Below are 14,222 nucleotides of genomic sequence, written 5' to 3'. Positions count from 1 at the left end.
CGACAGTCCCCCGTGGTAAGAATCAATGCAGATCGAGGAGAAGTCTGTGTAAGAAAGACCGACGAATCCTGTAAGGGCCGGCCTGGATGATGAGGCCACCCCGTGGAAAGGAGCGGCCATGTCACAGGACCATCTCAAGCACTCCGAATCAAGGAGCTATGACGACTTTGCAGATGCAGGCGTGCATGCATTGGGAGACCTCGATCCCCAGGATGTCTCCACGCTGAGCTCTCGCGAGCTGGGGGCGTTAGGCGAGCTTCTGGCAGCAAGCTATCTCGAAGCCCGCGGATACGATGTGCTGGAGCACAGCTATCGGTGTCCCGAAGGCGAGGCCGACCTCATTGCCTACGACCCCGTAACGGAGGAGATCGTCCTTGTCGAGGTCAAGACGCGGCGCGCCCCCAAAGGTGACGGCACCTTTCCCGAAGAGGCGGTGAACTACAAGAAGCGCCAGCGTTATCGACGTATCGCAGCCTGCTACATCATGGACCATTTTCCTGTCATGTCGCTGCGCTTCGATGTGGTCGCGCTCACCATTCATGGCGGAAGCGATGCGGACATCGTGCACCACATCGATGTCTTTCAGTGGGAGGCCGAGCAATGACGGCCCAGGTCTACGCCGTGCATGCCGCCTGCATCCGAGGCGTAGAGGCTCAGCCGGTCACCGTCGAGGTGTCCATATCCGGCGGTCTGCCGAGCATCGTCCTCGTTGGCATGGCGGACAGCAGCGTCATGGATGCGCGGCATCGAATTCGCTGTGCGCTCAGGTCGGCAGGCTTCGAGGTGCCCCGTGCGAGCATCACGGTCAACCTTGCGCCAGGAGACGTTCGCAAGACCGGCTCGAGCCTTGATCTGCCGATAGCCATCGCTATCCTGGCGGCTTCTGGACAGATTCCCTTGAACGGCATCGATGAATGCCTCTTTGCCGGCGAGCTTGCGCTCAACGGGGATATAGCCCCTGTGAACGGCGAGGTGGCGTATCAGATTCTTGCACGCGACTCGGGCCTGGAGTTCATCGGGGCCTTCGGCGGCCAACACGTTGCACTCGACGGGGTCGCACATTCCTGCCTCGCCCGGCTTCATGGACTTTCGCACGGAATCCGGGACGCTGTCCGCGCAGTCCCCGAGCGCACCGCTGCGACCGACGAAGATGCCGCGATCGATTTCTCAGATGTCTTGGGCCAGGAGGTCGTCAAGCGAGCGCTTGCGATTGCTGCGGCAGGTGACCTTGGGGTCCTCATGATCGGAGCCCCGGGATCGGGAAAGACCATGCTTGCCCGGCGCTTGACCACGATCCTTCCTCCACTCGAATCCCATGAGCTTCAGGATGCCCTATGCATACACTCGGTCGCCGGTGAGCGCATCGAGGGACTTCTGGCGGGTCATCGGCCATTTCGCAGCCCGCACCACAGCGTATCGGCGGCGGGACTCGTTGGCGGAGGGCGGCCGGTGCGGCCCGGGGAGGTCTCGCTTGCCCATGGTGGCGTGCTCTTTCTGGATGAGCTTGCGGAGTTCCCGTCGCATGTGTTGCAGATGCTCAGGCAGCCCATGGAGGACCATGAGGTTCGGATCGTGCGCGCCGACGGGCTCTATCGCTTCCCGTGCCGATTCCGACTGCTCGCGGCGAGCAATCCCTGCCCGTGCGGCTACTTGGGCGACGACGAGATACCCTGCAGCTGCCCGCCCGCTGCGGTCGAACGCTATCGGTCGAAGTTGGGAGGGCCTCTCATGGACCGCATCGATATGGTGCTTGATGTCCATAGACCCGATCCCCAGGTGATCCTGGAAGGAGCCGAGGGCGCCACGTCGAACGACCTGGCCCGCCTCGTCGAGACTGGGCGCGCGTATCGTCACTGGCGGGAGGCGCGCTCGCAGGCGTCGGACCGCCTGGCCTGCGGAGGGCGCGCCGTCATGGATGCCGTGGCGCAGCGCTTCCAGCTTGCCGACGACGCCCAGGAGACCGTGCTCTCTATGGCGCGGGCCACACACCTGACCGGGCGCGGCATCATGCGGCTTGGACGCATCGCCCGCTCCATCGCCGACGTGCAGGAATCGGAACAGGTGACATCTCAGCATGTGCTGGAGGCGGCAGTTTACCAGGGGAGGAGAGAGCAATGACCGCAGCGTACGGACATGGTGACCGATGGGTGATCGAACGCGATTCCGAAGACTACCCGTCGTGTGTGCGGGAGCTTTCGGATGCTCCTCAGCGTATCTATGGGCGCGGAGACCCCACGCTCTTGGGACGGCCGGCGCTCGCCATCATAGGGTCGCGCGTGGCCACACCGTACGGCATCGCAGCCTCTCAGATGGCAGCGCGCTTCGCCGTCGAGGCTGACGTCCTGGTGGTTTCGGGAGGAGCGATCGGATGCGACCAAGCGGGCGGGCTCGAGTCGCTCGAGCGCGGCGGCAAGCACGTCATCGTGCTGGGATGCGGCGCCGATGTCGTCTATCCGCGGGCGAGCGCGGCGCTCTTCGAGCGTACCCTTGCCGCTGGCGGCGCCATCATCTCGCTAGACCCCTGGGGCACCGAGCCTCGACGGTGGGCCTTTCCACGCCGCAACCGCGTCATCGCCGCTTTATCCCTGGCCACCTTCATAGGCGAGGCGGGGCTTCCCTCGGGCACCTTTTCAACAGCAGAGACGGCTCTAGAGCTTGGCCGGGAGGTCCTTGCCGTCCCAGGCTCCATCTTCTCTGCCCAGTCGCGAGGCACGAACTACCTCATTTCTGAGGGCGCGTGCTGCATTGCCGATGAAGCGTCGCTTGATGTTGCGATTTCGCGTATCTTCGGTACGCTGCGACGAACAGCCGCGCACACCGGTGCGGTTCCGACGCGCGACCCCGCCGAGCGAGCAGTGCTTGAGGCCTTGACTGCGTCGCCGCTGCGCTCGGAGGACATCGCGCGCGTCGCCAAGCTCGACACGTTCTCAGGCTTACAACTCATAGGCTCCCTCGTCGTCAAGGGTCTGGTCGTTCAGCTGCCCGATGGCCGCTATGGTGCTTCCGAGACGACGCTTCACGCGCAGACGTCGTTCGGGCACAATGTGAGCAATCAAACGAAACGATGACACGAGGACGGATTTCATGGCAGAACAGACGGTGACCATCATCGGCGGAGGACTTGCCGGAAGCGAGTGTGCGCTGCAGCTCGCTCGGCGCGGCGTATCGGTAACCCTCTACGAAATGCGCCCCAAGGTTTCATCCCCGGCGCATCACACCGGCCACCTTGCCGAGCTCGTCTGTTCGAACTCCTTCAAGGCCACGCGGCTCGACTCGGCCGCCGGCCTGCTCAAAGAGGAGCTTCGCCGCATGGGTTCCTGCCTTCTTGCATGCGCCGAGCGCGCGTCCGTTCCTGCAGGCGGCGCGCTTGCCGTTGACCGCGAGCGTTTTTCCGCCGAGGTCGAGGCCCTCGTTTCCGCCGAGGATCGCATCGAGGTGCGCCACGAGGAGGTTCAAACGGTTCCCGCGGGCCCGGTCGTGATTGCAGCGGGCCCGCTCTGCTCGCCCGCCCTCAGCGAGGCGTTGCATGAGCTCGTGGGCGGCGAGTCCCTTGCCTTCTTTGATGCCGCGGCGCCCATCGTCGATGCCTCGACGCTTGATATGGATATTCTTTTCACCCAATCGCGCTATGACGAGGCAGGGGAGGGGGACTATCTCAACGCACCGCTCAATCGCGAAGAATATGAGTCCTTCATCGAGGCGCTCGTCGGCGCCGAGCGCGTGGTTCTCAAGGACTTCGAAAGCGGGGATCTCTTCCAGGCGTGCCAGCCGGCAGAGGAGGTCGCGCGAAAGGGCCTGGATGCCATTCGCTTTGGAGCCATGAAGCCGGTGGGTCTCACCGACCCCCGTACCGGCAGGCGGCCCTGGGCTGCAGTCCAGTTGCGCGCCGAAAACGCCGAGCGCACCGCATACAATCTCGTGGGATTCCAGACCAACCTGACCTTCCCCGAGCAACGCCGCGTCTTCCGCATGATCCCGGGTTTGGAAAACGCTGAGTTCTTCCGGTATGGCGTCATGCACCGCAACACCTTCGTAGACGCCCCGCACGTGCTTGACCGCACGTTTGCCGTCCCCGGCACCACGGTGCGCCTCGCCGGGCAGATCACCGGCACCGAAGGCTATATGGAGGCCGTGGCCTCTGGATTGCTCGCGGCGCTCAATACCTATGCCCAGCTTGAGGGATTGCCTGCCGTCGAGCTTCCCCGCACCGGCGCGCTCGGCTCGCTTGTCAACTATGCCACCGACCCCGAGACGCAGGACTATCAGCCCATGCACGTGAACTTCGGCCTGGTGCCGCCTCTTGTCGACAAACGCCGCCGCGGCAAGCGGGAGCGCTACGCCGCCTACGCGGAACGAGCCCTGCACGATCTGGACGGCTATCTCGCCACGCGCCAGGACCTGTTCCATGCATAAGGACCCTTCAGGTTCACCAGCGTGCGACGGCTCTGCCGCGACGTCGCCCTTCGAGGATGCTTCCGAGCGGTTCCTTGCCTATCTTGCACAGATGGAGGGCATGTCCCCCCAGACCGTGAGGGCCTACCGGGGTCACTTGGATGCGTTTGCAGCTTGGGCCCGCCGCCACGGCGTCGATGCGCTCCACGTGAGCGTACGTGAGCTCAGACGATACCTCGCCGAGCTCAAGGCGGCTCGCTATGCGCCGCGCACTGTGGCGGCACACCTTTCGGCCATTCGCTCCTTTTTCCGATGGGCGCTTGCCGAGGGGCTCGTGGACACCGATGTCGCGTCGACCATCCAGACCCCGAAGGTTCCTGGCTCTCTGCCCACGACCGTCACCCATGAGCAGATGGCGCGGCTCCTTAACGCTCCTGATCCCTCCACGGACGAGGGGGCACGCGACCTTGCCATGCTTGAGCTCTTCTATGCCACCGGTGCTCGTATCTCAGAGCTGTCCGGTCTTGATATCGAATCATTCGACCGCTCGGAGCACACGGTGCGCCTGTTCGGCAAGGGGTCGAAGGAGCGCATCGTTCCGGTCTATCGACGGGCATGGCAGGCGGTCGCGTCCTATCTGTCGGGTCCGCGTGGACGTCTCCTCGCGCAGGCAAAGGCAACCGAGGATGTTGCCGGCCACCATCCGTTGTTCATAGGCCGCCACGGAAAGCGGATGAGCGCCGACTCGCTCCGCTATCGCTTTCGCGTCCTCGCGCGCAAAGCGGGGCTTCCCCCCGACGTCACGCCCCATACGATGCGGCACACGTTTGCGACCGACCTGCTTGCCGGCGGCGCCGACCTGCGCAGCGTCCAGGAGCTGCTGGGACACGCAAGCCTTTCGACCACGCAGCTCTACACGCACCTCACCCCCGACCGCCTCAAGGCAGCCGTGCGGCAGGCGCACCCACGAGGGTAAGGAAGGGGGCAGAAGCGACCTGTTTCGGGGAGACGTCCGAAGAAAAGCAGCCCGCCGAGCAAGCAGACATCCCGGAGGTGCGCGGCGGGTAACCGGCGGGTAACCCCACAGGGGGATTTTGTATTTATGTCTTGGCCGGTTGCATTGCGGCCGGCAGCTGCTATTATGCATAAGGTTGCCGCACAGGCGGCAGCATGTTCATCACACACGCGCGGCTACTCCCACGTCGTGGTGCCCCGGACCGAGCCATATCCGGGGTGATCGCGGGAGGCCGACCCCGCGCGGAGGCAAACCACAGGAGGTTTACATGGCTACCAAGATCAACATCCGTACCCTGCTCGAGGCCGGCTGCCACTTCGGCCACCAGACCCGTCGCTGGAACCCCAAGATGAAGCCGTTCATCTTCGGTGAGCGCAACGGCATCTACATCCTTGACCTCAAGCAGACCATCGTCAACGCCGACGCTGCCTATACCTTCCTGCGCAACGCTGCCAAGGGTGGCAAGGTGCTGTTCGTTGGCACCAAGAAGCAGGCCCAGGAGCCGGTGAAGGCCGCAGCCGAGCGCGCTGGCATGCCCTACATCAACCAGCGTTGGCTGGGCGGCATGCTCACCAACTTCGTCACCATCCGCTCCCGCATCAACCGCATGGAGGAGCTCGAGGCCATGGTCGCCGACGGTCGTATGGCCGTGCTGCCCAAGAAGGAGCAGGCTGTCCTCGGCAAGGAGCTCACGAAGCTTCAGACCAACCTCGGTGGTGCCCGCGACCTCAAGGGTCTGCCCGCAGCTCTCTTCGTGATCGACACCAAGCGCGAGGAGAACGCCATCAAGGAGGCCCGTCGCCTCAACATCCCGGTCGTCGCCCTCATCGACACCAACTCCGATCCTGACGAGGTCACCTACGGCATCCCCTGCAACGACGACGCCATTTCCGCCGTCACCCTCATGTGCGAGCTCATGGCCGACGCCTGCCTGTCCGGCACGGGCCAGGAGCAGGTCACCGAGGCCGAGATGGTCGGCACCGCTCCCGCAGCCGAGGCCGAGGCCGCTGAGGCCCCCGCTGCCGAGTAGCACGTATCCGCATCTACACGAACGTTCGTCATAGATTGAAAGGATCACCCATGGCTCAGATCACCGCCGCAATGGTCAAGCAGCTCCGCGAGATGACCGACTCTCCGATGATGGAGTGCAAGAAGGCCCTCGTCGAGGCCGACGGCGACATGGACCTCGCCGTTGACGTTCTTCGCAAGAACGGCCTTGCCGCCGCTGCGAAGAAGGCCGGCCGTGCCACCAACGAGGGTGCCATCGGCGCCTATGTCTCCGAGGACGCCCACGCCGGCGCGCTCGTCGAGGTTGCCTGCGAGACCGACTTCGTCGGCTCCAACCCCAAGTTCACCGGCTTCGCTGCCCGCGTTGCCCAGCAGGTCGCCGACACCGAGCCCGCTGATGTCGAGACCCTGCTTGCTTCCGAGATGGACGGCGAGACCGTCGAGGCTGCACTCACCGAGCTCATCCACGTGATCGGCGAGAACATGAAGATCACCCGTTTTGCCGTGCGCAAGCCGCAGAACGGTGCCATCTCCAGCTACATTCACATGGGCGGCAAGATCGGCGTTCTCGTCGAGTTCGCTTTCGAGAAGCCCGAGACCGCTTCCGCCGAGACCTTCAAGACCTTCGCCCATGACGTTGCCATGCAGGTCGCTGCCACCGCGCCGATCTGCGCCGTGCGCGAGGATGTCCCGCAGGACGTCATCGATCACGAGGTTTCGATCTACAAGGCGCAGGCCGCTGAGTCCGGCAAGCCTGAGGCCATCCAGGAGAAGATGGCTGTTGGCCGCCTTGAGAAGTTCTACAAGGGCTGCGTCCTCACCGAGCAGGAGTTCATCAAGGATTCCAGCATGACCATCAACCAGTACGCTGCCCAGGTCAGCAAGGAGCTTGGCGACACCATCACCGTCGTTGGCTTCGACCGTCTCGAGCGTGGCGAGAACAACAACTAGCATCTCCTAGAGATGACATGCAAGCAGGCTATAGGTTTCCGCCTATAGCCTGCTTTTTCATGAGTGCTATCTGCTTCTTTGCTATGATGGTGCAAGCTTCGATGTAAGGAGGACCCTTGTCCACGTATCTCTACAAGCGCGTGCTGCTCAAACTCTCCGGTGAGGCCCTCATGGGAGATGGCGGTTACGGCATCGACCCGAAAGTCACCGATCGTCTTGCTCGTCAGGTCAAAGACCTTGTTGACGACGGCGTCGAGGTGGGAATCGTCGTTGGCGGGGGCAACATCTTCCGTGGCATGGCGGGTGCGGCTCAGGGCATGGATCGCGCTCAGGCAGACTACATGGGCATGCTCGCGACCGTTATGAACGCCCTCGCGCTTCAGGATGCGTTCGAACGCACCGGAAGCTCCTGCCGCGTCATGAGCGCCATTCAGATGAATGAGGTCTGCGAGCCGTACATCCGTCGTCGTGCGATGCGCCACCTGGAAAAGGGCGATATCGTGATCTTTGCCGCAGGCTCGGGCAACCCGTACTTCACGACCGACACCGCGGCCGCCCTGCGCGCCTGCGAAATCGGGGCCGACTGCCTGCTTAAGGCGACGAAGGTCGACGGCATCTACGACAAGGACCCCGTCTCGCATCCCGATGCGAAGCGTTTCGACAACATCAGCTATCACGAGGTGCTCGTGCGGGGGCTCCAGGTCATGGACTCCACCGCCGCCGCCCTCTGCCAGGACAACAGCATGCCGATTATCGTGCTCAACATCGAGGGCGAAGACAACATCAAGCGCGCCCTCAAGGGCGAACCCGTCGGTACCGTCGTCGTACAGGAGGATTAGACATGGCAGACATCACCGAACACATGGATAAGACCATCGAGGCTCTGAAGCACAACTTCTCGAAGGTCCGCACCGGCCGCGCCAACGCGAACATCCTCTCCGACATCACGGTCGACTATTACGGCGTGGCCACGCCCATCACGCAGGTCGCTGCCGTCAAGGTCCCCGAGGCCCATATGCTCATGGTCGAGCCGTGGGACAAGGCGCTTCTCAACGCCATCGTGAAGGCCATCGCTGCCTCCGACCTGGGCATCACCCCCAGCTCCGACGGCAACGTCGTTCGTCTGCCGTTCCCGGCGCCCACCGAGGAGCGTCGTCGCGAGCTGGTCAAGGAATGCCGCGAGCTTGCTGAGCAGGCGCGCGTGTCCATCCGTAACATTCGCCGCGACTTCAACAACCGCCTCGACCGCGACGAGGAGCTCACCGAGGACGAGATTCGTCGTGAGCAGGCTAAGGTGCAGAAGCACACCGACGCCTACATTGCGAAGATTGAGGAGCTTCTGAAGGCTAAAGAAGCTGAGGTCATGGAGATCTAGGTGGACGATTCGACCTTCGAGACATTCTTTGCGAATCCGCCGAGCACGATCGACATGTCTCTGCTCGATCGCGCTCGGATTCCGCATCATATCTCCTGCATCATGGATGGAAACGGCCGCTGGGCGACGTCTCGCGGCCTTTCCCGTGGTGAAGGCCATAAAGCTGGCATCGTATCTCTGCGCGAGATCATTACGGCGTGCGTCCGCCTGGGCGTCGACGTGCTTTCGGCATACGCGTTTTCTACCGAGAACTGGTCACGTCCTCAGGCCGAGGTCAACCTGCTCATGCACCTGTTTGCCAAGACCTTCATCGAGGAGCTTCCGCTTCTGCATCGCGAGAACGTCCGTGTTGTGTTCCTTGGCGATATCGAGGCCCTTCCGGACGAGACCCGTCGCGTGTTCGAATACGGACTTGAGCAGACGCGCGATCACACCGGCATGGTGCTCGCGCTTGCGGTGAACTATGGAGGCCGCGCCGAGATCACGCGTGCCGCGCGTCTCATCGCCCAGCGCGTCCAGGCGGGAACGCTTGACCCCGAGGACATCACCCAGGATGTCGTCGCCGACCACCTTTACACCGCTGGACTTCCCGACCCCGAGCTGGTCATTCGCACCTCTGGCGAGCTCCGCCTCTCCAACTATCTGCTGTGGCAAGTCGCCTACGCCGAGTTCTACGTCACCGATACCTACTGGCCCGACTTCGATCGCTGGGGGCTTGTCGACGCTATTCTGTCGTTCCAGCACCGCGACCGTCGGTTCGGCGGGCTTTCGGCAGCTAAGGGACGATGACCATGGAGTCTTCGGAACATCAGACCAATCGTCCCGAGCAGACCTCGGGGCAGCCGGCTGAAGCTGGAAAGGGGAGTGCCCTTGCGCGCTTCATGACGCGCGTCGTCTCCGGCCTCATCTATGTCGGCCTCTTCATCGGCTGCCTGCTGGGCGGCACGCTGAGCACTGCGATCTTCATGGCGGTTGTAAGCTGGATCTGCTGCAGCGAATTCTTCGACATGATGCGCCGCGACGGCAAGGTACCCAACGCCCCGCTGGGGCTGGTTGCCGCGGCGCTCTTTCCGCTTGCGGCGCTTGGCGACTCATACTTCTTGAGCGCCGCGCTCTTCCTGCTTGTCCTGTCGGTGGGGCTCTGGTATGTCTACTCGCCGCGCTGCCGCATCTCCGACGTCTCCGTAACGCTTATGGGACCCATCTACACAGGCTATATGCTTTCGTCGGTCGTACTTCTGCGTGACGCCATCCCCGGCTTCCCAGGAGCCCTGCTCACCGTGGGCGTCTGTGCCTCGCTGTGGGTTTCCGACTCCTTTGCATACCTCGTCGGAAGCAAGATCGGCCGCCACAAGCTCGTCCCCAAGATCTCTCCGCATAAGAGCTGGGAAGGCTTCTTCGGCGGAATTCTCGGTTCTGTCATTGTATGGTGCATCCTTTTCGCCACCGGTTTCTTCAGAATGGACCTCTGGTATGCCGTCCTTTGTGGCGTCGTCGTGTCCGTCCTGGGTGTATTCGGTGATCTTATCGAATCGCGCATCAAGCGCGGTGTGGGTGTCAAGGATTCGGGTACCCTGATACCCGGACATGGCGGCATGCTCGACCGAAACGATTCCCTCATTTTCGGCGCGATCACCGCTCAGCTTCTTTTGATCATCGGAGGCGTTATATGACGGATCGCGCTCGGATGCGCGTGGCGATCTTGGGATGCACGGGCTCTGTGGGCTCACAGGCGCTCGACGTCTGCCGCAAGCATTCCGACAGGCTCCAGGTTGTAGCCCTCTCTGCACACAGCCGTATCGAGTCGCTTGCTCGTGCTGCAGGCGAATTCGGAGTGCATCACGTCTGCGTAACCGACGAAGCTGCCGCGGCGCACGCCGCCAGCCTGCTTCCAGACGGCTGCACGCTTCACACCGGCACCGCAGGTCTCTGCGAACTCTCCACGCTTGACGAGGTCGACTGCGTACTTGTCTCGGTGGTCGGTGCCGCAGGCTTGCTGCCCAGCCTTGCCGCCCTCCGAAGCGGCAAGCGTCTGGCGCTCGCGAACAAGGAGGCGCTCGTCATCGGCGGCGACCTGCTGATGCCTCTTGTCGCGCCCGGCCAGCTGCTGCCGGTCGATTCCGAGCACTCCGCGCTGTTCCAGTGCATGCAGGCAGGAACCCGCAGCGAGGTCTACGCCATCTGGCTCACCTGCTCGGGTGGCCCGTTCTTTGGCATGACGCGCGACGAGCTGTCCCAGGTGACCGTAGAGCAGACGCTCAACCATCCCACGTGGAGCATGGGGCCAAAGATCACCGTCGATTCTGCGACCCTCATGAACAAGGGTCTTGAGTGCATTGAGGCCATGCATCTGTTTTCCTGCGGCATCGATGATATTCGTGTCCTCATCCACCGTCAGTCGAAAATCCATTCCATGGTCGAGTTCGCCGACGGTTCGGTTATCGCTCACCTGGGTGCCTCCGACATGCGCATACCCATCCAATACGCGCTGTCGTACCCCGAGCGTTGGGACACTCCGGCCGAGCGCCTTGACTTCCGCACCCTGGCCTCGCTCGAATTTGCCGCACCCGATACCGATGCCTTCCCGTGCCTTCGCCTCGCGCAGGACGCCGGTCGCACCGGCGGCACGGCGCCCTGCGTACTCAATGCGGCCAACGAGGTATCGGTACAGGCGTTTTTGTCGGGGGAGTGCGGTTTTATGGATATCCCCACAGTCGTCGAGGAATGCCTCGACGCGCATGACACCCAGCCGGTTGAGTCCGTCGAGCAGCTGCTTGACATTGACGCATGGGCTCGCGACACGGCTAAGCACCTGCTGCGAAGCCGCAGGCTCTGATTGATTGGACGTGTGTATGGACGCAGTGCTTGGCATCATCGGCCCCATCTTCTGGGGCCTTCTCATGCTTTCGGTACTCGTGGGCGTACACGAGGGCGGGCACTTTCTTGCTGCCCGCGCCTGCGGTGTGCGCGTCACCGAGTTCTTCCTTGGCCTGCCCTGTCGCTTCAACCTGCATCATGTGTCGCGCAAGGTCGGCACGAAATTTGGCGTGACCCCGCTGCTGCTGGGCGGCTATGCCATGATCTGCGGCATGGATCCCACGCCGGCAGCGCATGCCCCCGCCGTCCTCGGCCTTGTGCATCGGCGCGGATCTATGTCGGTCGAGGACATCGCCCATGAGCTCGACATCACAGAAGATGAAGCTATGGAGGCCTGTGTCCATCTGATGGGATGGGGGTCGCTGTCTCCTGTCTACGACGAGTCGAAAGGGGAGGGCCCCTCGAGCAAGTACTATCCGACGACGTACGCCTCTATGCCGCGCGACGCTGCGGGTAATACCATCTACGATGGACGGCTCTTCGACCGCGCGCACGCAACCTCGGAGGGCGACGTCTGGGAACCGACGCTTGACGACGAGGCGTTCTATGCGCAGGAGCGTTCCCGAACCTACCTCGGCAAGGGTTTTTGGAAGCGCGCCTTTATGCTCGTCGCCGGCATCGCTGTGAACATCCTCTCGGGATTTTTGCTGCTCATGAGCATCTACTCGATCGTAGGCGTGTCGGTTCCCACCGACTCCAATGTTATCGGCTCTATCCAGGCGGATTCTCCCGCCGAGGCCGCCGGCCTTGAAGCGGGCGACACGGTCATTGCCCTTGGCGATGCTCCGGTCGCTTCGTGGACCGACCTGGTCAACGCCGCACAGAGTGTCGATGCCGGCGAGGTCTCCATCACCTACGAGCGCGACGGCGCCCAGAATGTCGCGACCCTCGATGTCGCAGAAGGGGAGTCGCTCGGCATCACCGAAAGCACCACCGTGGTACACCTCAACCCCATCGATTCGGCGCGTGTTGCCGGGTCCTACGTGGTTATGACCGCAACGTCAGTCGCGCAGCTGCTCAACCCCTCGCGCACCCTCGATGTCCTGAACGGCTCCACTTCAATCGTCGGCATCTCGGTCATGTCTGCCGAGGCCGCCGCGGCAGGACCTGCGACGTTCCTCACCCTGGGCGCGCTCATTTCCTTCTCGCTTGGGTTCATGAACCTACTGCCCATTCCTCCGCTTGACGGCGGCAAGCTTGTCATCGAGATCATCCAGGCGATTATCCGCAGGCCGCTGCCGCTGCGCGTTCAAAACATCATCTCGTATGTCGGCGTCGGCATATTCGCCGTGCTCTTCATCTACCTGCTGCGCGGCGACATCCTTCGCTTCATCTTCTAGGAGGTTGTATGGACAAGCTTCCGCGCGAAAAGACCCGTCGCCTCTCAATTGGTGGTGTATCTCTGGGTGGTGGCGCGCCGGTGCGCGTCCAATCCATGACGTGCACACCGACCTCAGATGCCGAGGCAACACTCGCTCAGGTGCAAGCACTTGTCGATGCGGGATGTGACCTGGTGCGCGTCACCTTGCCGTCGCGCGAGGCGATTCCCAGCTTTACACGTGTCTGCGCGGAGAGCCCTGTTCCCATCATTGCCGACATTCATTTCGATTATCGCCTCGCCCTTGCTGCGATCGACGCCGGCGCGGCGAAACTGCGCATCAACCCAGGAAACATCGGCGACTGGTCACGTGTGGATACCGTCATCGATGCTGCCGGGTCTGCCGGAGCGGTCATCCGAATCGGCGTGAACGCTGGCTCGCTTGAGCAGGAGGTGGCCGAACGCGACGACCTCACGTTGCCAGAGAAGCTCGTTGCCTCGTCCATACGGTTTGTGCGGCATTTCGAGAAGCGCGGCTTCTCGGATATCGTGCTTTCCGCTAAGGCGCACGACGTGCCCACGACCATCGAGACCTATCGTTCCCTGTCGCGTGAACTTCCCGACATTCCGCTGCACCTTGGCGTGACCGAGGCGGGAACGGTGCAGCAGGGAACCATCAAGAGCGCCGTGGGCCTTGGCGTGCTGCTATCCGAGGGTATCGGCGACACCCTTAGGGTGTCGCTAACCGCCGATCCTGTTGAGGAGCCGCCCGTCGCCTGGGGCATTCTCTCGTGCCTGGGCATTCGGCGCCGTGGGCCCGAACTCGTCTCGTGTCCGACGTGCGGGCGCACGCAGGTGGACCTCATTCCCATCGCGAAGGCTGTGGAAGAGCGCCTGCAAAGCTGTACCAAACCGATCTCTGTCGCCGTCATGGGCTGCGTGGTCAACGGCCCGGGCGAAGCTTCGGACGCCGATGTCGGCGTTGCCTGCGGCCGCGGGACCGCCCTGCTCTTCAAGCATGGAGAGGTCGTTGGCAAGATCCGCGAGGATGAAATCGTCGATGCCCTCATGGCAGAAATCGACAAGCTGTAACCATCCGCCATTGTGCCATTGGGGACGGGTACGGTTTGCCATTGGGGACGGGTACAGTTGGCAGACAGGGCAGCTCCGCCGCTCCGTTTGCCAACTGTACCCGTCCCCAATGGCAAACCCGGTGGCACATGGCCAGACGCGCGCAAGATGCGCTACCATATCCCCCGTATGCGAACACGACAATCATGAGGAGA

Annotated in this window: 14 protein-coding genes; all 14 read left to right on the top strand. The window is 62.8% G+C overall.

From position 1 onward, the window contains the following. Positions 1-118 precede the first annotated feature (118 nt). The 14 genes from B5F33_RS07435 (at position 119) to ispG (ending at position 14,028) form a co-directional block, all read left to right on the top strand. Positions 119-604 carry a YraN family protein gene (locus B5F33_RS07435; protein ID WP_087411170.1) on the top strand — a complete coding sequence of 162 codons (486 nt, stop codon included), beginning with the start codon at positions 119-121 and terminating at the stop codon, positions 602-604. Continuing rightward, positions 601-2,118, top strand: coding sequence for a YifB family Mg chelatase-like AAA ATPase (locus B5F33_RS07430; RefSeq protein WP_087411169.1), 1,518 nt, complete (start codon positions 601-603; stop codon positions 2,116-2,118). Before B5F33_RS07435 ends, B5F33_RS07430 begins: the two co-directional genes overlap by 4 nt. Next, entirely contained in the window at positions 2,115-3,068 is a 954-nt protein-coding gene (locus tag B5F33_RS07425; RefSeq protein ID WP_087411168.1) for a DNA-protecting protein DprA, read from the top strand. Before B5F33_RS07430 ends, B5F33_RS07425 begins: the two co-directional genes overlap by 4 nt. Before the next feature lie 16 nt (positions 3,069-3,084). Continuing rightward, the gene (gene trmFO / locus B5F33_RS07420; protein WP_087411167.1) at positions 3,085-4,413 is read left to right on the top strand and encodes a methylenetetrahydrofolate--tRNA-(uracil(54)-C(5))-methyltransferase (FADH(2)-oxidizing) TrmFO; all 1,329 of its coding nucleotides are present in this window, start codon (positions 3,085-3,087) and stop codon (positions 4,411-4,413) included. Beyond that, complete coding sequence (locus B5F33_RS07415; protein ID WP_087411166.1) at positions 4,406-5,368, top strand: tyrosine recombinase XerC; 963 nt, start codon at positions 4,406-4,408, stop codon at positions 5,366-5,368. The genes trmFO and B5F33_RS07415 overlap by 8 nt, the downstream gene beginning before the upstream one ends. A gap of 307 nt (positions 5,369-5,675) precedes the next feature. Next, positions 5,676-6,437 (top strand): 30S ribosomal protein S2, encoded by a 762-nt coding sequence (gene rpsB, locus B5F33_RS07410; RefSeq protein WP_087411165.1) that lies wholly within the window; start codon positions 5,676-5,678, stop codon positions 6,435-6,437. Between the two features lie 50 nt (positions 6,438-6,487). Further along, entirely contained in the window at positions 6,488-7,366 is an 879-nt protein-coding gene (tsf, locus tag B5F33_RS07405) for a translation elongation factor Ts (protein ID WP_087411164.1), read from the top strand. Positions 7,367-7,482: 116 nt separating this feature from the next. Beyond that, positions 7,483-8,205 carry a UMP kinase gene (gene pyrH, locus B5F33_RS07400; RefSeq protein WP_087411163.1) on the top strand — a complete coding sequence of 241 codons (723 nt, stop codon included), beginning with the start codon at positions 7,483-7,485 and terminating at the stop codon, positions 8,203-8,205. Between the two features lie 2 nt (positions 8,206-8,207). Then, positions 8,208-8,741: a ribosome recycling factor gene (frr, locus tag B5F33_RS07395; protein ID WP_087411162.1), complete on the top strand. Its 534-nt coding sequence runs from the start codon at positions 8,208-8,210 to the stop codon at positions 8,739-8,741. Positions 8,742-8,795: 54 nt separating this feature from the next. Next, on the top strand, positions 8,796-9,530 hold the full coding sequence (locus B5F33_RS07390; protein ID WP_087411215.1) for an isoprenyl transferase: 735 nt from the start codon (positions 8,796-8,798) through the stop codon (positions 9,528-9,530). Positions 9,531-9,532: 2 nt separating this feature from the next. Next, positions 9,533-10,414: a phosphatidate cytidylyltransferase gene (locus B5F33_RS07385; protein WP_239284937.1), complete on the top strand. Its 882-nt coding sequence runs from the start codon at positions 9,533-9,535 to the stop codon at positions 10,412-10,414. Continuing rightward, positions 10,411-11,577 carry a 1-deoxy-D-xylulose-5-phosphate reductoisomerase gene (gene dxr / locus B5F33_RS07380; protein WP_239284935.1) on the top strand — a complete coding sequence of 389 codons (1,167 nt, stop codon included), beginning with the start codon at positions 10,411-10,413 and terminating at the stop codon, positions 11,575-11,577. Before B5F33_RS07385 ends, dxr begins: the two co-directional genes overlap by 4 nt. A 16-nt stretch (positions 11,578-11,593) precedes the next feature. Next, complete coding sequence (locus tag B5F33_RS07375; protein ID WP_087411161.1) at positions 11,594-12,958, top strand: M50 family metallopeptidase; 1,365 nt, start codon at positions 11,594-11,596, stop codon at positions 12,956-12,958. Between the two features lie 8 nt (positions 12,959-12,966). After that, the gene (gene ispG / locus B5F33_RS07370; RefSeq protein WP_087411160.1) at positions 12,967-14,028 is read left to right on the top strand and encodes a flavodoxin-dependent (E)-4-hydroxy-3-methylbut-2-enyl-diphosphate synthase; all 1,062 of its coding nucleotides are present in this window, start codon (positions 12,967-12,969) and stop codon (positions 14,026-14,028) included. Positions 14,029-14,222: the final 194 nt, after the last annotated feature.

Source organism: Collinsella sp. An2 (genome assembly GCF_002160065.1).
Classification (GTDB): domain Bacteria; phylum Actinomycetota; class Coriobacteriia; order Coriobacteriales; family Coriobacteriaceae; genus Limicola.
The sequence above is the reverse complement of the archived record's forward strand: the minus strand, read 5'-3'. Positions and strand labels throughout refer to the sequence as shown.

What these genes read in the sequence shown, in the direction of transcription:
- B5F33_RS07435 (WP_087411170.1), top strand. Translation starts at nt 119, where the DNA reads ATGTCACAGGACCATCTCAAGCACTCCGAATCAAGGAGCTATGACGAC.
- B5F33_RS07430 (WP_087411169.1), top strand. Translation starts at nt 601, where the DNA reads ATGACGGCCCAGGTCTACGCCGTGCATGCCGCCTGCATCCGAGGCGTA.
- B5F33_RS07425 (WP_087411168.1), top strand. Translation starts at nt 2,115, where the DNA reads ATGACCGCAGCGTACGGACATGGTGACCGATGGGTGATCGAACGCGAT.
- trmFO (WP_087411167.1), top strand. Translation starts at nt 3,085, where the DNA reads ATGGCAGAACAGACGGTGACCATCATCGGCGGAGGACTTGCCGGAAGC.
- B5F33_RS07415 (WP_087411166.1), top strand. Translation starts at nt 4,406, where the DNA reads ATGCATAAGGACCCTTCAGGTTCACCAGCGTGCGACGGCTCTGCCGCG.
- rpsB (WP_087411165.1), top strand. Translation starts at nt 5,676, where the DNA reads ATGGCTACCAAGATCAACATCCGTACCCTGCTCGAGGCCGGCTGCCAC.
- tsf (WP_087411164.1), top strand. Translation starts at nt 6,488, where the DNA reads ATGGCTCAGATCACCGCCGCAATGGTCAAGCAGCTCCGCGAGATGACC.
- frr (WP_087411162.1), top strand. Translation starts at nt 8,208, where the DNA reads ATGGCAGACATCACCGAACACATGGATAAGACCATCGAGGCTCTGAAG.
- B5F33_RS07390 (WP_087411215.1), top strand. Translation starts at nt 8,796, where the DNA reads ATGTCTCTGCTCGATCGCGCTCGGATTCCGCATCATATCTCCTGCATC.
- B5F33_RS07385 (WP_239284937.1), top strand. Translation starts at nt 9,533, where the DNA reads ATGGAGTCTTCGGAACATCAGACCAATCGTCCCGAGCAGACCTCGGGG.
- dxr (WP_239284935.1), top strand. Translation starts at nt 10,411, where the DNA reads ATGACGGATCGCGCTCGGATGCGCGTGGCGATCTTGGGATGCACGGGC.
- B5F33_RS07375 (WP_087411161.1), top strand. Translation starts at nt 11,594, where the DNA reads ATGGACGCAGTGCTTGGCATCATCGGCCCCATCTTCTGGGGCCTTCTC.
- ispG (WP_087411160.1), top strand. Translation starts at nt 12,967, where the DNA reads ATGGACAAGCTTCCGCGCGAAAAGACCCGTCGCCTCTCAATTGGTGGT.